Origin of the sequence: Nostoc sp. PA-18-2419 (assembly GCF_005869855.1) — a bacterium.
Taxonomy (GTDB): Bacteria; Cyanobacteriota; Cyanobacteriia; order Cyanobacteriales; family Nostocaceae; genus Nostoc.
This window is the reverse complement of sequence record NZ_SZNH01000010.1, coordinates 142,372-164,488: the sequence shown is the minus strand read 5'-3', so window position 1 is coordinate 164,488 and position 22,117 is coordinate 142,372. Positions and strand designations below refer to the sequence as shown.

At 41.5% G+C, this 22,117-nt stretch carries 11 protein-coding genes; 5 read left to right on the top strand and 6 right to left on the bottom strand.

What is annotated here, in order from left to right; translation table 11 throughout:
- The first annotated feature begins 257 nt into the window (after positions 1-257).
- A complete protein-coding gene (locus FCR06_RS13060; protein WP_138500251.1) occupies positions 258-1,916 on the top strand; it encodes an alpha-amylase family glycosyl hydrolase in 1,659 nt (552 codons plus the stop codon).
- Positions 1,917-2,255: 339 nt separating this feature from the next.
- Here FCR06_RS13060 and FCR06_RS13055 read toward each other — a convergent pair whose 3' ends face one another.
- The 5 genes from FCR06_RS13055 to FCR06_RS13035 all read right to left on the bottom strand — a co-directional run bounded on the left by FCR06_RS13055 (position 2,256) and on the right by FCR06_RS13035 (position 12,777).
- The gene (locus FCR06_RS13055; protein WP_138500249.1) at positions 2,256-7,031 is read right to left on the bottom strand and encodes an eIF2A-related protein; all 4,776 of its coding nucleotides are present in this window, start codon (positions 7,029-7,031) and stop codon (positions 2,256-2,258) included.
- A gap of 100 nt (positions 7,032-7,131) precedes the next feature.
- Positions 7,132-8,817: a C25 family cysteine peptidase gene (locus tag FCR06_RS13050; RefSeq protein ID WP_138500247.1), complete on the bottom strand. Its 1,686-nt coding sequence runs from the start codon at positions 8,815-8,817 to the stop codon at positions 7,132-7,134.
- A gap of 132 nt (positions 8,818-8,949) precedes the next feature.
- Positions 8,950-9,339: a phage tail assembly protein gene (locus tag FCR06_RS13045; protein ID WP_411267998.1), complete on the bottom strand. Its 390-nt coding sequence runs from the start codon at positions 9,337-9,339 to the stop codon at positions 8,950-8,952.
- Between the two features lie 131 nt (positions 9,340-9,470).
- Positions 9,471-10,886 carry a hypothetical protein gene (locus FCR06_RS13040; protein WP_138500245.1) on the bottom strand — a complete coding sequence of 472 codons (1,416 nt, stop codon included), beginning with the start codon at positions 10,884-10,886 and terminating at the stop codon, positions 9,471-9,473.
- Positions 10,887-11,652: 766 nt separating this feature from the next.
- The gene (locus FCR06_RS13035) at positions 11,653-12,777 is read right to left on the bottom strand and encodes a ferrochelatase (RefSeq protein ID WP_138500243.1); all 1,125 of its coding nucleotides are present in this window, start codon (positions 12,775-12,777) and stop codon (positions 11,653-11,655) included.
- A gap of 517 nt (positions 12,778-13,294) precedes the next feature.
- Here FCR06_RS13035 and FCR06_RS13030 point away from each other — a divergent pair.
- The 4 genes from FCR06_RS13030 (at position 13,295) to FCR06_RS13015 (ending at position 21,941) form a co-directional block, all read left to right on the top strand.
- Positions 13,295-13,864 carry a hypothetical protein gene (locus FCR06_RS13030; protein ID WP_138500384.1) on the top strand — a complete coding sequence of 190 codons (570 nt, stop codon included), beginning with the start codon at positions 13,295-13,297 and terminating at the stop codon, positions 13,862-13,864.
- A gap of 146 nt (positions 13,865-14,010) precedes the next feature.
- Positions 14,011-15,273 (top strand): MFS transporter, encoded by a 1,263-nt coding sequence (locus FCR06_RS13025; RefSeq protein WP_138500240.1) that lies wholly within the window; start codon positions 14,011-14,013, stop codon positions 15,271-15,273.
- Between the two features lie 223 nt (positions 15,274-15,496).
- Positions 15,497-17,407, top strand: a complete 1,911-nt coding sequence (gene ilvB / locus FCR06_RS13020) for a biosynthetic-type acetolactate synthase large subunit (RefSeq protein ID WP_138500238.1) — start codon at positions 15,497-15,499, stop codon at positions 17,405-17,407.
- Positions 17,408-17,888: 481 nt separating this feature from the next.
- A complete protein-coding gene (locus FCR06_RS13015) occupies positions 17,889-21,941 on the top strand; it encodes a CHAT domain-containing protein (protein WP_138500236.1) in 4,053 nt (1,350 codons plus the stop codon).
- On the opposite strand, the gene FCR06_RS33530 is transcribed toward FCR06_RS13015, so the two are convergent.
- Positions 21,928-22,077 carry a hypothetical protein gene (locus tag FCR06_RS33530; RefSeq protein WP_223280123.1) on the bottom strand — a complete coding sequence of 50 codons (150 nt, stop codon included), beginning with the start codon at positions 22,075-22,077 and terminating at the stop codon, positions 21,928-21,930. The genes FCR06_RS13015 and FCR06_RS33530 overlap by 14 nt on opposite strands.
- Between the last annotated feature and the right edge of the window lie 40 nt (positions 22,078-22,117).

Sequence of the window (22,117 nt, the reverse complement as noted above, 5' to 3'; positions counted from 1 at the left end):
ATTACAAAAAATGTTCAACGTATTTATTTCTTCTTTTAACATCTGTTTCCACAAAAGTTATTTTATTTTTATGAGAAATTTTTAATTAAAAGAATAACAAAAGTTAGAATTCAAAAAATAGCTAATTTAAAATTCATCAATTAATTCTTCCTGAAGGTAGAAGCATTACTTATTCAATTCATTCTATAGAGTGATTTGCAATTTTAATTAATCATTAGAAAATGCTTTTATGAATCCTTGATCTTACAGACACTTCTATGGCAAAGCCAATTGAATTTAACTTATTTGCACCCTACAATAAAGGAGCCGCATTAATTGGTTCTTTTTCTGATTGGCAAGAAATTGCAATGGAGAAAGGTGAGGATGGTTATTTCCGCACAAGTGTTGAATTAGAAGACGGCGTTTATCAATATAAATTCCGCGTCCAATCAAATTCATGGTTTTTTGAGCCAGAACAATGGGTTGATGTCACAGATCCCTATGCAACTGATATAGATGAAATGGGGGGAAAAGATGATGGTGTTGTCTGTATCAAAGATGGAAAAAGAATTACTGATACCTATGTTTGGCAACATGATGATAAACCCTTACCTGCTGACCGTGAATTAGTCATTTATGAACTGCATGTTGGTGATTTTTCTGGTGGTGAAGACGACCCTTATGCACGAGGCAAATACAAACATGTAGTAGAGAAGTTAGATTATTTATCAGAATTGGGAATCAACGCTATTGAGTTGATGCCACTAAAAGAATATCCTGGTGACTATAGCTGGGGTTACAATCCCCGCCACTTCTTTGCGACAGAATCTAGCTATGGTTCCACTCCTGGATTGAAAAATTTAATTGATGAGTGTCATGGTAGAGGCATTCGTGTAATTATTGATGGTATTTACAACCATTCAGAAGCATCTGGTCCGTTAACACAAATTGACCACGATTATTGGTATCATCACTCGCCTCGCGATCCCGATAATAACTGGGGGCCTGAGTTTAATTATGAACATTACGACGAAAACTTAGATATTTATCCGGCACGTAAATTTATTGGTGATACAGTGCGTTATTGGGTTCAGCAATATCATCTTGATGGTATTCGTTATGACGCAGCCAGACAAATTGCTAACTATGACTTCATGCACTGGATTGTGCAAGAAGCCAAAAATGTTGCTGGACCAAAGCCTTTTTATAATGTCGCCGAATACATTCCTGAAACTACCAGCATTACCAATTTTGATGGACCGATGGATGGTTGCTGGCATGACAGTTTTTATCACTGCATTTTAGAGCATATTTGTGGTGATACATTTGATTTAGAGCGCCTCAAAGATGTTATTGACTGTAAACGTCAAGGTTTTTTGGGTGCTACTAATGTAGTAAATTATCTCACCAATCATGACCATAATCATCTCATGGTAGAACTAGGAAACCGTGAGATTTTTGATGAAGAAGCTTTTAGGCGGATTAAATTAGGAGTTGCTATCCTGATGACTGCTATTGGTGTACCTTTAATTTGGATGGGAGAGGAATTTGGTGAGTACAAACCGAAACAACCTGAATCAGCTAAAATTGATTGGACACTATTAGGTAATGATTTAAATCGTGGTTTATTTGAATATTATAAAGGCTTAACTAACCTCCGTAAAAGTAATCAAGCTCTCTACACAGAAAATATTGATTTCATCCATGAAAATCCAGAAGCAAAAGTGTTAGCTTATAGCCGTTGGAATGATGAGGGTTCTCGTGTAGTAGTAGTAGCAAATTTCTCCGAAAATTTTCTAGGTGATTATCATCTTCCTAACTTTCCTAACAGTGGTACATGGCACGAATGGACGGCGAATTATGATGCTGAAGCAGGTGATGATGGCATCACCACTGATTTTGGACCATATGAAGCTAAAGTGTTTGTGTGGCAGTAATTAAAGATAGTAGTTTTTAGCCAGCATATCAATAACCGAGAAAAAGGGGGTAAATATTGCCCCCTTTTAAGCTGAATCCACTACGTGAGTTACTCACAGTCTGTCTGGTATCCTTTTGTGTAGTAATAGGCTAATATATAGCTATTTTCTAACAAAGAAAACTTATTTTGTTTGGCATTTGAAAATAAAATAGAAAATTAATTTAATTGCATAATTTAAAAATTCGTTAAAAAATAATTTATAAAAATATAAACTATTTTTTAAATTGCTTTTTACCATTACATCCTTGATTAAACTTAATTAATATTAATGACAACTAGATTGATTAAAATTAGCAGATTATTGGAAAGTGCCGATCCTGTCACACAAATGCTTGTCATCTTCTGATATATCCTGGCTATATTTGAGATAATTCCGTGTAAAATCACAAGCACTATCCAGGAGAGGATTTAAAGTGAACTTGTCTAAATCCCAAACAATGATGGCGTTACTGACAGAAGTAACCAGAATTTTACCATCTTGACTAAATATTATATTTTTCACAACTTCTTCATTTTTAAAAGTTAGCAATTCCTTTCCATTTAAATCCCATAATTTAACAGTTTTATCATTACTGGCAGAAGCGAGGATTTTTCCATTTGGGCTGAAAGCAATACTATTAATTCCTCCTTTATACCCTTTGAGGGTTCGCAACTCTTTACCATTTAAATCCCAGATTTTAATAGTTTTATCTTCACTCGCAGAGATGATAGTTTTACCATCAGGACTAAAAATAACGCTATTGACATTTCCTTTATGTCCGATGAACGTTCGTAATTCATTACCGTTTAAATCCCAGAGTTTAATAGTATTGTCATTACTGGCAGAGGCGAGAATTTTTCCATCTGGGCTAAAGGCTACGCTATTGACCGATTCTTTATGCCCTTTGAAAGTTAGTAGTTCATTACCATTTAAATTCCAGAGTCTAACAGTTTTATCTTCACTTGCAGATGCCAAAGTTGTAGCATCTGGGCTGAAAACAAAACTTGTGATTTTTCCTTGATGTCCTGTGAGAGTTCGCAATTCTTTGCCATTTAAATCTGACAGTTGCAGGGTATTGTCTTCACTATTATTAGAGACGAAAATTTTACCATCAGGACTGAAGCTAGCTCTAGTCACACCACCTTTTTCAGTTTTAAAAGTTTGTAGTTGCTTATCTTTTAAATTCAAAAGTTTGATAATACCATGAATATCAGTATAGGCAAGAGTTTTATCGTCTGGACTCAAGGCAACTATCGGAGTATAAATAGCATCACCATCCATTGGAATTCGTTTGAAGCTTTGCGGTTGCTTGCCATTTAAATCCCAGAGTTTAATAGTGCTGTCATAACTAGCAGAAGCTAGAGTTTTGCCATCTGGGCTAAAGGCAACACTTGTGATATTTTCCTGATGTCCTTTGAAGGTTGCTAATTTTTCGCCTTTTAAATTCTGGAGTTCAATGGCATTATCCTCAGTAGGAATAGCTAGAGTTTTACCATCGTGACTAAAAAAGACTCTTGTGATATGATTGTTTGTTTGTGTGAAGTCGTCCAACTCCTTGCCATTTAAATCCCAGATTTTGACAATTTTGTCTTCATCAACAGTCGCCAGATTTTTACCATTGCGGCTGAAAGTAATACTAGTGATATTTTCCTGATGCCCTTTCAAGGTTTGCAATTTTTTACCGTTTAAATCCCAGAGCTCGACAAGATTATTGCGATCAGCAATAGCTACAGTTTTACTATCCGGACTCAAAACAATACTGCCCTCGGTTCCAGTTCCCTCATATTTAATCTTTTTTATTTGCCGTGTATTTAAATTCAAGACGTTGACAGTATTATCTTGATTAGCAATCAGCAGGGTTTTACTATCTGGAGTGAAGACAATGCTTTTAACCACTGTGTTCAAAGAAAAGGTTTTTAGGTTGTGGCCGTTTAAATTCCAGAGTTTGATGAGCCAGATAGTCCGATCGTCTACATTAGTAGGATCGGGAGTAGTAGCACTAACACTAGCTAGAGTTTTACCATCTGGACTGAAGACAGCATTTTTAACCTCTTGTTTTTGATCCTGTTTGAAGGTTTGCAATTCCTTACCGTTTAAATCCCAAAGTTTAATAGTTCCGTCATCACTACCGGAGGCGAGAATTTTACCGTCTGGGCTGAAGACTACACTATTTACACTACTTAGATGTCCAGTCAAATTATTGCGTTCTCTGATGCGATCAACTACTCTCTGCAATGCTTCTATAACCAAGGGTTGATTAAAGTTTTGCTGTCGCAAGATTTTTCCGGCTTTGATTCCTTCGACTAGTGCTTCCAAATCTTGATGATAATCAGAGAGTGATAAGGAATATCGACCTAAAGCCTCAGCTTTAGTTTTTTCAACTTGGTGTTTTTCAGATAAAGCCATGAATCCCAAGCTAGCAGTCACAATCAAGCCTACAATCGAGCTAGCAGCTACTCCCCAAGCTATCCTAATTTCTCGACGACGACGCGCTTCTTTTTCCTTTTGCTGGCGTTGGGCCAATTCTCTGCAAGCAGTAACATAGTCAGCCTCTAACTGGTTGAGAAAACTAGTACGTTTCGCCAACATCTGAGCATCTTCTAATCTTCCACCCCGATGTACCAAATAATTCTCGTCTTTTTGCTGCTTTTCCCACTCCAAAGCTGCCTGACGGATAGTTTCACGCAGTTGTAAATTGAGCCGATTCTCATCTAACCATTTGAGCAACCGCGGCCAATAGCGAATTAAGGCTTCATGAGCAACTTCCACCTCTTGACGATTTGTAGACTCGTCTACACTCGTAACTACCAATCGCGCCCCTTCACCAGCCAACTGCTGCACCAACTGTTTGGTACTTGCTAAATCACTACCCGCAGGCACTAGTTCATCTAGCCAAACTCGTCGTCTGGTGTCCCGGCGTTTTTCTCCTTCCAAGGCGCTTTCATCCAAGCGGGTTAAGCGAATAAAGATATTCTTAACTTGGTCTTGTTCTGAGGCTGATAAAACATTGTAAACATCATCGGCAGTTTGAGCGATCGCCATTTTTACCCCACCGATCGCTTCATACTCCACACACTGCAACCATCTACCATGTCGTCGCTTCCACATCTCTAACAATGCATGTTGCAGTAGTGGCATTGCTCCTGGTTCACCTTGCACATCATCCAGAATCGAGTTGCTCAAGCCTGCTTCAAAGCGTAACCCGACTTGGGCAGCTTGCATTTCCATCGCTTTCCGCAATTCCCCTGCATCCATCGGGCCGATGAGTTTTTGCCTAACTTCCATTAAATCTTTTAAATTACGGTAGGTAGCGCACTCACCCCAAAAATCTGCCCGCATCGTGACGATAACTTTTTGGAATGGAATTAGGCTTAACAATTTTTCGATGAAAGTCACTCTCTCAGTTTTATCAGCACACAGGGTAAACAATTCCTCAAATTGGTCGATTATTAATATTGAAGATTGCCCTTGGACTGGCGAAAGACTAGTTTGTAGTTTTTCTATAGGATGAGAGCTTGGTGTCATATATGCCAACTGCAAATCAGGTTGTTTTTCCTGTAGCAGCGGTATTAAACCCCCTAAAACTACCGATGACTTACCACTACCTGAAGCACCCAACACAGCTAAAAAGTTGTGTTCAGTCAACTTTTGTTGCAGTTGGATAATGAGTTGTTCTCGCCCAAAGAAAAATTCCCGGTTTTCCACTCGGAAAGGATATAAGCCCCGGAACGGACACCGAGAATCATAGATGGGTGGTTGTTGATCTAACGCCAGTGCGTTAAAGCTGAGGTCAAGTATTTCCTCACAGAGGTTATTTATCTCCTCTAATACCTGCTCTCGTTCCTGACGGGCTTGTTTGCTTAATGCTGCAACATCTGCCCCTAAGATGTTTTCTAGTTTCTGGGCAGGAATCTCGAATTTTGGTTGCAGTATTGGCGCTCTTTGTGGTAACAATTCCCCTAAACGTTGTAAACCATGTTCGATTTCGGCATTAGTTAGTTCGCGGTCGAGTTTGTCACTAAATAAGGGTCGCCCACCTAAGCGGCTAAACAATGCTGGAACTGTAATATCACCGCGCTTTGCTAAAGCAGCTGTTGCTTCATGTAAAGCAGAGTCCACCTCTCCGGATGCTCTAAGTTGTTTATAAAAGTTCTCTATTAAAGTTTGGGCTGTTTTGATGGTGACTTTATCGGTCATTGCTACCACCGCAGGCATCCCCAAATCCCGGACTAATCTTTGCCCTAATCCTCCTAAAGACCCTTCTGCATCAGGACTAGCGCTCTCACAAGTACAAAGAAAAGTAAAGTGTGGTAGCCCTTTAGCTCCACGTAATGGGCGCAACCGCTCTAGTAACTGTGTCGCAGCGATCGCTTCTACTGTATTATCAGCTTTTGACCAGTAGACGACAGTTTCACCATTACTCTGTACTCTGCCATGACTGACAAAATGCAATATGGTGTACTGTTTATTGCGATCGCTCAATTGGGTACACAGTTCGTCTATCGTTGGTAAACCAATGGCTCCAGGAACTGTTGCCAGGACATCACAAGGTATTTCCCCTAGTGCAGACTTGACGCTATTAACGCTGGCTTCAACATCAAATTCGGCTAATTTATACTTCTGGGAATCGCTGGGACTAGCAACTAACAGCAACGCCCGCAAGTCTCGTCGCCCAATGGCGGGAAAGCGGCGATCAGTAATTGCCGGAATGTAGAAAGAAAACGGCACTCGCTGGTTTAGTGCTAATAACTCCCATTCCCCATCGATGGGAGCGCAGAGCTTTTCCCAACGTAAAGTTCTTAATTCTAAATCTGATGCTTCAATAAAAAGCAACATTCTCAGTGGTTCCTCGCTTTCGCGCATAGCACCGACAAAGGCATCACGTATATCATCTCGAAATAGCGTTTTTCCGAGTAACCTACCGTAGTCTTTGGGCTGTCCGAGAAAACTAATTAGCTGCTGTAAATTTTCACCAGTTAGTTCGAGAGTACCTTCCGAGCGCAATGGCAGGAGTTCCCCAAATCGGCTGTGTTCTACGACAATTGGCCAGTTATTTCCTGATTTGCGTTGGATAGTAATCTCGAAGGTGTTCATAATTCGGGAGATGGGGAGATAAGGGGATGGGGAAGGTGGGACCCCTCTGTGGATATGGGGAGATGGGGAGGTGGGAAGAATTTTCTCCAGTCCCCAGTCCCTAGCTTAATTTCTTCAAGGTTTCAAGTAGACTGACTGTAGCTGAAAGCGCTGCTTGCAGCTTTTGTGTACGGTCAGATGAAGATTGCTCGACTGTTTTAGCAAATTGCTCTAGGGCTTGGTTTAAGTTTGTCTGGGCTTGCTGGATGGCAGATGTATCAGATGTCTGGGGTGTTGCTGGCGCAGTAAGTAAATTCACTGTTGCAATTACCGAGCGATCGCCTGTGGAATTATCCCCTACAACTAGCCGAACTGCCGGGTCGCCAATAATCGCATAACTCCGAGCGTCGTTGTTTGCTGTCCACATGTCAGACAAACTTACCGGATCGGCAGTCGCGCCAAATTGAACATCTTCTAGGTGCATACTCAAATCAGAAGAAAGTTCAGCATAACGCTCGTTGAAATACTCAACGGCTGACCCCACAGGATGACCTTCTAGTAGTCGCTTGAGGGTACTTTGAAAGACTGCCAATTGTTTGCCAGAGCGTCCCCAGACAAAAGAGCAACCCCAAGCTCGCTCCACATGACCGATGACAGCTAAAGCACCACCATTGGGATGACTCAGAAGCCGTCTAGGTAGAGGTGCAATAAAAGCATTAGGAGCGATCGCTAATCTTTCATTGGAGCCTTTTCTATGGGCAAATTCATCAAATTGCGGCGTACCAGCACCATAACAGGCAAAGTGAAAGGCAATTAGCCCTAGTAACTTAGCATCATCGCCAACATCGTCCGCAGAGAAGTAAAATTCTTCGGGAATTGGTTTTCTACCCCACTGTTCTTTACCTGGCCAGTCCTGACAGAGTAAAGCACCCTGATGGCGTAGCTGTCGCTCATCCCCATTCGGAAAGCCCATACCATGACTGGCAGTGAACAGCAAAGCGGGTGTTTCTTCGCCTCCTAACAGTTTGCTTAACCGCGCCTTGGTGGCTTCTTCTGCTAACAAGGTTCGTACTGCCCAACTATTCTGTTTCTGCTCATCAAGCATCCAGTCAGCTAGGGGCTGAATCAAGTTCTTAGCACTGAGTTCGGTAGCTGCATCACCCTTGGTACACACACCAAAAAAGCTAGCTTGGCGAGGCAAGTTTAAATTAGTAGTTTCAGCTTGTACGACACTGCGAGCATACTGAGCATATTCTTGGGGTGTATCAAAGTAGATGCGACCTACGGCATACTGGACATCAAGCTGGTACTGAAAACGATAGGGAATAGTTTCTGGGTCGCCAACAATCAACAGATAATAAGGCATTTTATCTGGGTCAGCAGGGCCAGGGCCAACTCCATGACGCGACAAAAATTGATTCTTCGATTCCCCAGGACGATAACCTTTTGGACCGACGTATTCCTTATAGTAGTTCTCGTGATTTTTAGTGACTTGCCTTTGCCGATGCTCTAACAATTCCTTGAGTGCTTCTTTGATTGCTGGGTCAGCATTATAGGCGAAGATAACTCCCCAACCTGTCTCTGCGAGGTTTTTTGGATCTACCCCTTCCATCGGAGCAAAGTCAGTATCTTCTTTTTTAACTTGCGAATTTTTGCTCTTAAGTTCGCTAAGTTCTATAGGATCGAACTCTTCGCCCTGAGCAATCTTGGAGACCTGTTCAGGTGTCAACGGAGGCAACAAATATTCTCCTGATGCACCATCAATCCCATTGAAATATAGCTGTGCGGTCAGTTCTTGTATGCTCATCTTAAATTTATCCTTTTGCTTGCTACTTTCATCAAAGTAAATAACTAGGTATTGGCGGTTATAAGAATGCTTCTAAATATTTACTACCTCTTCTAGCTACCTCCTCAAGCAACCGCCATCAGGGTTAGTAAACTACTCCCCTGGTTGCGGAGGTTCTACGTAAAACTGTCCACAACAGTGAGGGCAGCTAACTAAGAAACGATTGTCACCGTTTTGATTAATGCGTTGGTACAAGTCTTGTAAGTAAACCAAGTCCCCAGCAAACAGATTTTCGATGACTTTAGGGTTGATTTGCTGCATTGTTCCCAGACGAACAATMACTCGTGACAAGAGAATAATCACAAAGTAGTTTGGATTCGCCTGTACGCGAGGGTTTTGGATGGGTGCAACCCTGTCATAGGCACTAGCCAATMGCATTATTCCTTCTTGATGGACATTACCCTCTGGGTCTATATAGCCTTGGGGCAAAGTAAAGCGAAACTCAGTCTGTTGTATTTTTTTAAGATTTGAACTTACTACCATTTATCATCCTTGAATCTTTGATGAATTTCTCAAGTTTTAATTTGATACGTGCTACTACTTCATAGCAGCTGTAGTCTTCGCAATTAATGATTGGATGGGGAAGAATTCATTTCCAATTCCCCATTTCTCATTTAACTAACAAGCACTGCTGACCATACAGCATGAGCTACTTCAGGTTTATCAATGGCATTATGAGCGCCAATAAAAACGTCTAGTAGGCTAGGAGGAACTACAATATAATCATTACTGTTCAGGTTATAAATTTTACCTGATTTAAAGTTGTAGGACTTTTCCAGGGGGCCCATATATGTTATCTCGGTGCAAATGTTCAAACCATCACCCTGAATTCCAAAACGAMCAATGCCACCTACACCAGGATATGTCTTTTGGCTATTCTCACTATTAGGGTCAAAGTCTATATCTTGTCCTCCAAATATTCCTAATGTCCCTGCCATCGGATAAGCATTCTTGACAGCGTTATCATACACAGATTGAGTAGTAACAATCGGCCCTGCAACTTTACCCTCAGTAATAATTGAGCGGAAGTAACCAGGAAGATTTTTTCTATGAGGAACATTTGAACAGAAAGACCAGAGTGATAAAGCGCCTTGTATTAAGACAAGAGAATTAATTGGACGGACTAATTTATTGTTGTTTTTGGTACCTGCTACACAAGCTGAGACAAAAATACATCCAAAACTGTGCCCCATCAGATGAAATCGCACAGTATTATTTGTGACCTGTTGAAGTCTGTTTAACAAATTGAAGCCGCTGGTTTGACCAATTTTTCGAGCGCGGTCTTTCATCTTCCAAAAAGATAACAATCTTGGAATGTTTAAAAATGCATCTGCTGCTGATTTTACATTGTCCTCAATTCCGAAGCTGACATCTTGGCTTTCTTCTTCTGCTAGAAGACTTTGATATAAACTTTGAGGCTCTAAATTTAATGAATCATTTTCGCTCCACTCATCTGCATCTTCTCCTTGATTGCCCAAAGATGCTTCCTTAATCAAAACCTCGTAAGCTTGACGCACCTCTGATGGTAATATATCGGGTGCAACGTCATATTCTACCCCTGCTGTAAAAATTGTTCTGAGCGCTTCTTTAGCGGCTTCAGTATTACTTATGCTCTGAGCATACTGGTTAACAAACTMTTCTTCAGAATTATCTGTAGTGTCAAAAGACACAATTCTTTTGCCTAGTGATACTGCACTTTCATCTCCCCAAGGTTTACTAGGCCAATGTAGACCAATTAACAGTGGGTTAAATCCTGGTCGCACCTGTTGGATTTTTTGAATATCAGCCTGGTTTTTAGCCATAGCTGCAATCCATTTGTCATACTGGTTTATTGCTGCGGGAATGTCACCTTGCCATCCGTGGCTCATCAAGAAAACATCCGTAATTGGCTGCTGAGATTGCTTAGAGTTAGATAGAAGATTTACTACATTCTGGCTGATTAGTTCTCCATCCTTTTCGCATTCTTTGCCATTAGCATCAAAAGCGATTAAATAGTAGGTCAAAGAAGTTTCGGCTAATGTTTGTGGCATGTGTAAATCCTTCAAAATTAGGGTTTAATTGCAATTACAAAGAACAAGGAAAACAGTGGACTAATTCCACAAAAATGTAGGCTACTGTTGGATAACAGCACGCCTATTTTTTGCTTAAAATTACTCCAGCAAATATCTCGCCAACAAATCCTTTTGGATACATACTCAGGTGGCGAACTTATAGTGTTTTTTACAACCTCTCAATAATTTGTGTCGGTCTACAGTTTTATTGCCATTAGTCAGATTTTGGCGTATCTTTCCAGAGAATTGGTATGAGGTAATTAACGCCAAAAGCTGCTAAAAATTATTGCTGCGTTACTAGTCATATCATGTCCGGTTAAGACTTATAATTAAGGCTGACGCAAAGAGAAGTCTGAGGGTGGCTTTTGCCATTGGCACAGCCCACAGCAGGCATCAGAACTTCAGTGGACGCTTTGACGCACAGAGATTTTAATAATAAGTGATTACCTGGATTTTGATGTCAAGAGCTTGTAATCTTTTAACAACTAGCAAATGTGATATTACTGATTATAGAATAACTTTGTATAGCCTGCTTAACCTGAGTGATAATACTGAGTCTAAACAGATTTTTACTTAAAATAGATGAAACAAAAATAATTGTATGTCAGTACTGTAACGCAGATAGAAATTAAAGCTTAAGGTGCATCTGCAACGTTGCTATAGACAAAATTTGAATTGCATTTATGCTTAAAACTAACCCTAAATCTGGAGTGGGCAAAGCTTTGCCCGCCCCACAAACTTAAACTTAATGGTGGTGATGGTGATGGTGATGATCAGCTAGTTGGGGATTAACTGTCAAAGTTTGCTCTGACAATAATTGTGCAATATGAGCATCAGCCCATTGAGCGGCGATCGCTAAAAATTGCGGATGGTCGTTGACGCAAGCCATTTGTACGTAGTTACTACCAGGATGCTGTTTTTCTAAAGCATGGATGATGTGGTGTACATCCAACAGAGTTTCGTGATTTTCTGTAGCAAAACCTATTGGCATAAATACCACTACTTTTGCACCCAACTGAATCAAGTTACTTGCTGCTTGCTGTGCATTTGGCTGCGTCCATTCAATTAGAGGTGTATCATGATTGAGCCAACCGACGGAGATTAAAGGATAGCGGTTAATCAACTTATCCCTTACCAAATCGTATAGCGCCTGACTTTCGGTAATTCCAGAGGTAAATCCTTTGGCTTTGTGCGGACAGCCATGATTCATTAGCACAATACCGATTTGAGAAGGTAGGTAAGCTGCTGCTAAATCAGCGTTAATTTTTTCCTCAACTAGATGAGCCATTAAATCGATGTAGGCTGGTTCGTTGAAGAAAGAAGGAATGTAGCGCTGTCCTTTAACCCAGTGTTCTTCACCATCAGTCAACTCAGCAAGAGCATTATTAACTTGCTCGATCGCAATTCCACTAGTAAAAATAGAATCAACAACTAGGAGTGGGTAAATCAGAATTTTGTCGAAGCCTTGGTTTTTGATTTCTGCCAAAACTTGTTTAGGCAAGAAAGGGGCACAAAAGTTGAAAGCTTTGAAAACTTGGACGTTATTACCCCATTTTTCTTGTAAATGCTTCTCAATCCCAGCACGCTGCTGCTCGAAGATGGCGTTGTGTGGAGAGATAAAATCATGGTGTGTGTGTCCCCACTCATGACGGTCAAATAGTGCCAAAAGTCTTGCCAGAGGCGGATAAATCCAAGTTGGCACCGGTGCAAATTTTGCTGTCAGTAGATTTAAAGCCTGTTCGTTATAGTTGGCGAAATCTTCGTAGCTTTCGACTTCGCCATAGCCCATCAGCAATACGGCTACACGGTCTTTAGCTGATAATTGCTCGTGAGTGTGAGTATGTTGTAGTTTTTCCGGCGTTGCAACCACAATAACTTCCTTAATATAACCAGAGTGCAGAGAATTTTAAGTTAGGGAATAGCTTAAACATTTTCCCTACTAATCAATTATTATCCCATCCGGGGGGATGGGATGGGTGTAAAAAGCAGAATAATACATCAAAAGACATATAAACAAAACAGACTAAAAATTGCAGATTTGAGTGATTAATACTAAAAGCTGATAAGTAGATGGACAAAAATATTTACAGTCATTGCGAGCGTACTCCTTTGTTACAGAACGCTACGCGAACCCAGAAGCAAGCTACCAAGAGCGTTTAGTAGAAAAGCGAAGCCAATCCCAGTCCTTGCCCTTGCTATCCTGCAGGAAGGCTACTCTTCGCGAACGCCTATATTTCGCTTCTCTACGAGACGCTATCGCGAACGCTCGATTCGCAACTGACATTGTGTAATTAATTGTGTCTAACTACTTAGCACGATATAAATCGATAACTGTCCAGACGCAAAGATTTCTTTTACAATGCCTCATGTCCCATGCTCAATACCCCATGCCCATAATTATTTGCCCTGGAATCCACGATCGCGCCTTGACTGAATCGTTTATATCGGGATTATTAGATACTTCTGGTGACTCAATAGAGCAAAATCAAGCTAAGATACTGGTTTTTCCGGGCAAGGATTTTTTGAGTTTATCAGCTTTCCACATTTTGGAGTTTTTGCGCGGTCGCCTCAACAACTCTTTGGAATCGCCAGTGATATTCATTAGCTTTAGTGCTGGCGTTGTCGGGGCAATAGGTGCGGCGCATTTGTGGCAACACTTGGGTGGTCGTGTGAAAGCGTTTATTGCTATAGATGGATGGGGAGTCCCACTACAGGGTAATTTCCTGATTCATCGGATCAGTCATGATTATTTCACCCATTGGAGTTCTAGTTTGCTAGGTAGTGGGCAAAATAACTTTTATGCACAACCAGCTGTCGAGCATTTATCCATTTGGCGATCGCCCGAAACTGTACAAGGTTGGTGGGTAGATTCATCCATTGGAATTTTTCCCCCCAAAGGTCATCTCACTGTAGCCGAGTTTTTGCGTATGCTGTTAAAACGCTATGAAGCAAATTAATCCGGACAACGAACTAAGTAAGTGAGAAATAGGAGATGAGGAAATGAGGAGATCAAGAGATGGGGTGAAACTACGCCCATCTCCCCACCACCCCATCTCCTCATCCCTCCCAGATGCCCCATGCCCCATCTATCCTAAAGTAACTGATGTTTCCAACAGAACCTGCTGCTGTCAATAACGGGTTTAGCGCACTGCTAAAAAACCGTAATTTTATGCTCTTGTGGATTGGGCAAATCGTGTCCCAGTTAGCGGATAAAGTCTTCTTTGTTTTGATGATTGCTCTGTTGGAGAACTACTCACCGCTTCCTGGGTTGGCACAAAATTCGATGTATTCAACTTTGATGCTGTCGTTTACAATACCAGCGATTTTGTTTGGTTCTGCTGGTGGTATCTTTGTTGACCGTCTGCCAAAAAAGCTGATTATGGTCGGCTCAGATGTCGTGCGTGGGCTGTTAACGCTCTGTCTTCCCTTTTTGCCACGAGAATTTCTAATTCTGTTAATTATAACTTTTGCCATCTCTACGGTGACGCAGTTTTTTGCACCAGCCGAGCAAGCAGCCATTCCCTTGTTGGTGAAGCGAGAAAATTTATTGGCAGCTAATGCGCTTTTCAGCAGCACGATGATGGGAGCTTTAATTGTTGGCTTTGCGATCGGAGAGCCGATTTTGAGTTTTGCAAAAAGCTTGATGGGAGAAAGATACGGTCAAGAGCTTGTGGTTGCAGGATTATACATCTTATCAGCTGCGATTATGCAGCCAATAAAGTTTAAAGAACACAAACCGCCAAGGGAACATCAAAACGAAAATCACCCTTGGGCTGAATTTACCGCAAGTCTACGCTATCTCAAGAAAAACCGTTTGGTCTTGAATGCTATGCTGCAACTAACAACCTTATATTGTGTGTTTGCAGCTTTAACGGTGCTGACGATTCGATTAGCCGAAGAGTTTGGTCTCAAAGAAAAACAGTTTGGCTTTTTCTTAGCCGCAGCCGGGGTGGGGATGGTATCCGGTGCGGCAATTTTAGGGAATTGGGGTGATAAATTGCACCGCAAGCCATTACCTTTAATTGGATTTTTGATGATAGCTCTGGTTTTAGGAGTGTTTACTTTTATACATAGTTTATTGTTAGCGCTGGGACTGTGTGGAATTCTGGGTATCGGTGCTGCCTTTATTGGTGTGCCAATGCAAACTTTAATTCAACAGCAAACTCCACCGACAATGCATGGTAAAGTATTTGGCTTTCAAAATCATGCTGTCAACATCGCTTTATCAGTACCCCTGGCAATTGCTGGACCATTAACTGATGCCTTAGGGTTAAGAACAGTACTTGTAGTCATGAGTATTGTTGTGGTAGTTGTGGGTATTTGGGCTTGGCATAACACCCGCAGAGTGTTGCAAGACGTAATTTAAGGGAATTCCAAAAATAAATTATCTCCTTTGAAGGTGATAACTGATGACTAGTTACTGTGAACAGTGGGATATTTGTTTATTTGTCAGTCCCTAATTCTAGGCTAATATTCTAGTTTTATTTTGAATCTATAAAATAATCGGGATTTAATTGAAGTTTTCTATTAAAATGAAATCTTAACTACAGAAGTCAGCATTAACTTTAGCTATAGTCTGAGGTTTGAACGTGCGTTCACAAAGTGTCTCCGTGGGAGAATTGCCTTCCCAAATTAGTATCCCACAAACCGAGAATCACAAACAGTCCCGTAATAACCCGCCAGTCGTGCCCAAACGTGCATCTGGCGGTTTTGCTCTGCTTGACAGTCTTCATCGCCACGGCGTTGAGTATATTTTTGGTTATCCTGGTGGGGCGATTCTGCCGATTTATGATGACCTGTACAAGGTGGAAGCAACTGGTGCGATTAAGCACATTCTAGTGAGACACGAACAAGGAGCAGCCCACGCTGCCGACGGTTACGCACGCGCTACAGGTAAGGTAGGAGTATGCTTTGGTACTTCTGGGCCTGGAGCAACTAACTTGGTGACGGGCATCGCTACAGCCTACATGGATTCGATCCCGATGATTGTAGTCACTGGACAGGTTTCACGTCCAGCGATCGGTACAGATGCATTTCAAGAAACTGATATCTACGGGATTACCTTACCAATTGTCAAGCACTCCTATGTAGTGCGCGATCCCAAAGATATGGCGCGAATTGTCGCTGAAGCGTTTCATATCGCTAGCACGGGGCGTCCAGGGCCAGTTTTGATTGATGTGCCTAAGGATGTAGCTTTAGAAGAATTTGACTATCTACCTGTAAAACCAGGTTCTGTGAAGTTACGCGGTTATCGTCCGACAGTCAAGGGAAATCCCCGACAAATTCAGGCAGCAATTGGGTTGATTACTGAAAGTCGCCGTCCGCTACTGTATGTAGGTGGTGGGGCGATCGCCGCTAGTGCCCATGAAGAAGTCAAGCAATTAGCTGAGTTATTCAATATCCCTGTTACCACAACCTTAATGGGGATCGGTGCTTTTGACGAACATCATCCCTTGGCTTTGGGAATGTTAGGAATGCATGGCACTGCTTACGCTAACTTTGCTGTGAGTGATTGTGACTTGTTAATTTGCGTTGGTGCGAGATTTGACGATCGCGTAACAGGCAAATTAGACGAATTCGCCTCCCGCGCCAAAGTAATTCACATCGACATAGATCCGGCAGAAGTCGGCAAAAACCGCGTTCCGGAAGTGCCTATCGTCGGGGATGTGCGAAACGTATTGATTGACTTGTTGCGTCGCTGCAAGGAATTAGGCGTCAAAGCTACACCAAATCAGAATCAAGAGTGGTTAAATTTAGTTAACCGTTGGCGGGAAGAGTATCCTCTAGTAGTACCCCACCATGCCGATAGCATTTCACCTCAAGAAGTAATCGTAGAAGCCAGTCGCCAAGCACCTAATGCTTTTTACACCACAGATGTCGGACAACATCAAATGTGGGCAGCACAATTTTTGAAAAACGGACCCAGACGCTGGATTTCTAGTGCAGGTTTAGGAACGATGGGTTTCGGTTTACCTGCGGCTATGGGCGCGAAAGTCGCCTTTCCCGATGAAGAAGTCATCTGTATTAGCGGTGATGCTAGTTTTCAGATGTGTTTACAGGAACTGGGTACGATATCACAATATGGTATCAATGTCAAGACCATAATTATTAACAATGGTTGGCAAGGGATGGTACGCCAGTGGCAGCAAGCCTTTCATGGCGAACGTTACTCATGCTCAAATATGGAAGTCGGGATGCCAGACATTGAGTTATTAGCAAAAGCATACGGGATTAAGGGCATGATAATTAAGGATCGCAGTCAATTAAAAGATGCGATCGCCGAAATGCTGGCACATAACGGCCCAGTAATCATGAATGTCCACGTCACCAGAGACGAAAATTGCTATCCAATGGTAGCCCCTGGCAAAAGCAATGCTCAAATGGTTGGTTTGCCTAAGCAACCGCCGAAACCCCCAGCAGAGCCAGTTTATTGTAGCCATTGCGATGCGAAAAATGCTCCCACACATAACTTCTGTGCTGAGTGTGGGACGAAGTTATAAAAGTGACTGGGGACTGGGGACTAAGGAGTAGGGACTAGTGGAGAAATATTAAATGGCAAAGGTACGAACTTTTGTACTTGTGTCATGATGATAGCTGAATCCTGAATAGGGGTTAAACAAAGGCGATCGCGGACTCTTACCGGAGGGCGATCGCCTTTCTCGTATCTTGATTTTATAGTATAACTTTATACTTAAAAGCTTCTAATGCAAAAAATATTTACGACAAATCACCCCATCTAAGTTGCACTATTAGACGGAGTGGCGGGGAGGGTGTAATCAGTTAAAGGGCAAAGTTGTGTACAAAATACTGGGGATTGGGTTTGTTGGGTTGCGCTAAAAAGCGGGAACGCTTCTTTACAAGACGGTACACGTAGCTAATATTATAACGTTGGTCATCAACGTTACAATATTAAGGAAAAGTACTGCGTAAATTACTGATAAATATAATATAAAAGGTGTTATATAATACTTGCACCTGATTATGAATCAACAGCGCCTACAAGCTTATTACCAGTTGATCGAAAGCTTGCTAAATTGCCCCAGTGCGGAAGAAGCAGAGATTTTAGCAGCTAATACAGAATTTATTGATGCTAGTTTTTTGCAGGTATTAGCAGCAGTAGCAGAGAATTTTGCACAGCATGGAGAAGAAAATACTGCAAACTGGTTGAGAAACCTAGCAACACAACTCACCCCGGAAACTTCCCTGATCGCCCAAGAAGATATAGACACTTACAGGCAATTTTTAATAGAAATACTGCAAGCAACAGCAGATAGCAACGGCGATGCTCAAGTAATTTACCCATTGCTGGCAGCAAATACCGATAAACTCAATCATATTTTTGCTGACTTATTGCGCGATTGGGCAACAAATACCCTAGCAGAAGCGGAACCAGATAGAGCAGAATATATCGCCTACGTAATGGTTGAATTGAGTAATCTGATTAGCGATTTTCCTTTGGGTAGCAAAGCCAATAACATGGAAATTGCGATCGCTGGCAACGAAATAATTGCCCTCACTGTTTACACCCGCAGCGCCTTTCCTGTTGATTGGGCAATGACGCAAAATAATCTGGGGATTGCTTACAGTGAGAGAATATTCGGAGAACGAGCCGAGAATATTGAATTGGCGATCGCTGCTTATAGAGCTGCACTGGAAGTTAGAACCCACAGCGCCTTTCCGGAAAAATGGGCAATGACGCAAAATAATTTGGGGGTTGCTTACGGTGAGAGAATATTCGGAGAACGAGCCGAGAATATTGAATTGGCGCTCGCTGCTTATAGAGCTGCACTGGAAGTTAGAACCCGCAGCGCCTTTCCGGAAAAATGGGCAAGCACGCAAAATAATCTGGGGAATGCTTACCGTAACAGAATATTCGGAGAACGAGCTGAGAATATTGAATTTGAGATCGCTGCTTATTCTTCTGCACTCTCTATATATACCCGTAGCGCCTTTCCTATTGATTGGGCAAGCATGCAAAATAATTTGGGGAATGCTTACAGTGACAGAATATTCGGAAAACGAGCCGAGAATATTGAATTTGCGATCGCTGCTTATAGAGCTGCATTGGAAGTATATACCCACAGCGCCTTTCCTGTTGATTGGGCAATGACGCAATATAATCTGGGAAATGCTTACCGTAACAGAATATTCGGAGAACGAGCTGAGAATATTGAATTTGCGATCGCTGCTTATAGAGCTGCTCTGGAAGTATATACCCGCAGCACCTTTCCCCAAAATTGGGCAAGCACGCAAAATAATTTGGGGGTTGCTTACGGTGACAGAATATTCGGAGAGAGAGCCGAGAATATTGAATTGGCGATCGCTGCTTATAGAGCTGCACTGGAAGTTAGAACCCGCAGCGCTTTTCCTGTTGATTGGGCAATGACGCAAAATAATCTGGGGGCTGCTTACGGTGACAGAATATTCGGAGAGAGAGCCGAGAATATTGAATTTGCGATCGCTGCTTATAGAGCTGCACTGGAATTGAGAACCCGCAGCGCCTTTCCTGTTGATTGGGCAATGACGCAAAATAATCTGGGGATTGCTTACGGTAACAGAATATTCGGAGAGAGAGCCGAGAATATTGAATTTGTGATCGCTGCTTATAGAGCTGCACTGGAAGTGTATACCCGCAACACCTTTTCCCAAAATTGGGTAACATTGCAAAATAGTCTGGGGAATGCTTACAGTGACAGAATATTCGGAGAACGAGCTGAGAATATKGAATTTGCGATCGCTGCTTATAGATCTGCGCTGGAAGTCAGAACCCGTAACGCCTTTCCGGAAAAATGGGCAGGTATGCAAAATAATCTGGGAGAGGTTTACCGTAACAGAATATTTGGAGAACGCGCTGAGAATCTGGAAATGGCGATTGTTGCTTATTCTGCTGCACTGGAAGTTTACACCCGCAACGCCTTTCCTGAACAATGGGCAACCACGCAGAATAATCTGGGGGCTGCTTACTTATACAGAATATTTGGAGAACGCGCCGAGAATCTGGAAATGGCGATCGCTGCTTATTCTGCTGCATTGGAAGTCAGAACCCGTAACGCCTTTCCTAATGATTGGGCAATGACGCAAAATAATCTGGGGATTGCTTACTCTGAAAGAATATTTGGAGAACGCGCCGAGAATCTGGAAATGGCAATCGCTGCTTATTCTGCCGCACTGGAAGTCAGAACCCGCCACGCCTTTCCTGAACAATGGGCAACCACGCAAAATAATCTGGGGATTGCTTACCGTAACAGAATATTTGGAGAACGCGCTGAGAATCTGGAAATGGCGATCGCTGCTTATACTGCTGCACTGGAAGTTACAACCCGCAGCGCCTTTCCCCAAAATTATGTAGAAACTTTGTTCAATCTTGGCATTTTATACCAAAGCGAAAAACAGTTTAACTTAGCTTACGATAACTTTGTGGCGGCGATAGAAACAGCAGAAGCTTTGCGAGACACAATTATTTCTGGCGAAGAAGCCAAGCGTAAGCAAGCAGAAGAATGGAACAAACTTTTTGCAAGGATAGTGGAAGTTTGCCTAGCATTGGGAAGAAACACCAAGGCAATAGAATATATTGAACGTAGCAAAACTCGCAATTTAGTAGAACTTATCCTCAACCGCGACATCAAAACTATTTTCCCGCCTGAAGTTGTCACTCAATTAGAACAACTTCGAGACGAAATAGCCAGTGGTCAGTATCAACTCCAAAATGGCAAAGCCGAAAATCCCACAGACTTAGCCCAACATCTCCAGCAATTGCGACAGCAACGCCAAGCATTACAAGACAGCTATCTACCTGTTGGTTTTGGCTTTAATTCTGACCAGTTCCAAAAAACTTTAGAGAAAGGCACTGCCATTATAGAATGGTACATCACCATAGATACAATTCTTACTTTTGTTATCAAACCTAACGGGCAAAAATTAACATTTTGGCAATCACAACCAGAAGACTTTAATACCTTAATTGATTGGAGTAATAAATATCTAAATGACTATTACAACCAGCAAGATAAATATAAAATTCAATGGCAGAATCAGCTAGAAGAACGGCTGAAAAAATTAGCAGAAATTCTGCATCTTGAGGAAATATTAGCTCCATTATCTAAAGAATGCGACAAATTAATCCTAATTCCCCATCGCTTTTTGCACCTGTTTCCTCTCCATGCTTTACCTATCAAAGAATCATACTTACTTGACTTATTCCCCAACGGCGTAGGCTATGCACCCAGTTGTCAACTCCTGCAACAATTGCAACTGCGTCAACGTCCTGACTTTCAATCTTTCTTTGCTATTCAAAATCCCACAGAAGACCTTTTTTATGCAGACGTAGAAATAGAAAGTATTCAGCATTATTTCCCGATTGAAGAAACAACGATATTGCGTGCAAAAGATGCTAGTAGAAACGCTTTAGATATAAGAATAGAAAATCTAGCAGAAGTAAATTGTCTTCACTTCTCATGTCATGGTTCTTTTAACCTGAAGACCCCTGCTAATTCTTGTCTACTTTTAAATGGTGCAATTGTTAATGAAAAACTTGACCTCAATAAATGCTTAACTTTGAATGATTTATTCAATAAAGATTTTAATCTCAATCAATGCCGTCTCGTTGTTCTTTCTGCCTGTGAAACTGGTATAGTTGATTTCCAAAATACCAGCGATGAATATATTGGCTTACCTAGTGGATTTATTTATGCAGGAAGTTCAAGTGTAGTCAGTAGTCTTTGGACAGTTGATGATGTTTCCACAGCATTTTTATTCATTCAATTATATGAAAACTTGCAAAACTATCCAGAATTAAAACAGGGAGATATAGCAGTTGCTTTAAATAAAGCTCTGACTTGGTTAAGAAACCTGACCAGTGAAGAAGGAGAACAGCTTTTACAGCAAATTCAGCCCTCTATTGATGTTATGTTTGAAGGACAAGATGACATTCTTAAAGAGTTATTTATTGATGGGGCAAAAACTAAACTTAAATCTAATACACGACCTTTCGCTAATCCTTTTTATTGGGCAGCTTTTACAGCTATTGGTTATTAGAATTAGATGAATTAGAATTACACCATGTTTTCACACCTTTTTTAGTTAAATAAATAACCACAGGTGTAGCAATAGCCTGGGGAATTTGACCTGTAGCAGTTAAACTACCAACAGCAACAGTTAATAGTCCAGTCATTAACTCATCAATAAATGTTTCGTCGCAAATAATATGACTA

Bases quoted from the DNA above. Each gene is read 5' to 3' on its own strand.
- FCR06_RS13055 (WP_138500249.1), bottom strand. From the start codon at position 7,031: ATGAACACCTTCGAGATTACTATCCAACGCAAATCAGGAAATAACTGG.
- FCR06_RS13030 (WP_138500384.1), top strand. From the start codon at position 13,295: ATGCCCATAATTATTTGCCCTGGAATCCACGATCGCGCCTTGACTGAA.
- FCR06_RS33530 (WP_223280123.1), bottom strand. From the start codon at position 22,077: ATGACTGGACTATTAACTGTTGCTGTTGGTAGTTTAACTGCTACAGGT.
- FCR06_RS13025 (WP_138500240.1), top strand. From the start codon at position 14,011: ATGTTTCCAACAGAACCTGCTGCTGTCAATAACGGGTTTAGCGCACTG.
- FCR06_RS13060 (WP_138500251.1), top strand. From the start codon at position 258: ATGGCAAAGCCAATTGAATTTAACTTATTTGCACCCTACAATAAAGGA.
- FCR06_RS13050 (WP_138500247.1), bottom strand. From the start codon at position 8,817: ATGAGCATACAAGAACTGACCGCACAGCTATATTTCAATGGGATTGAT.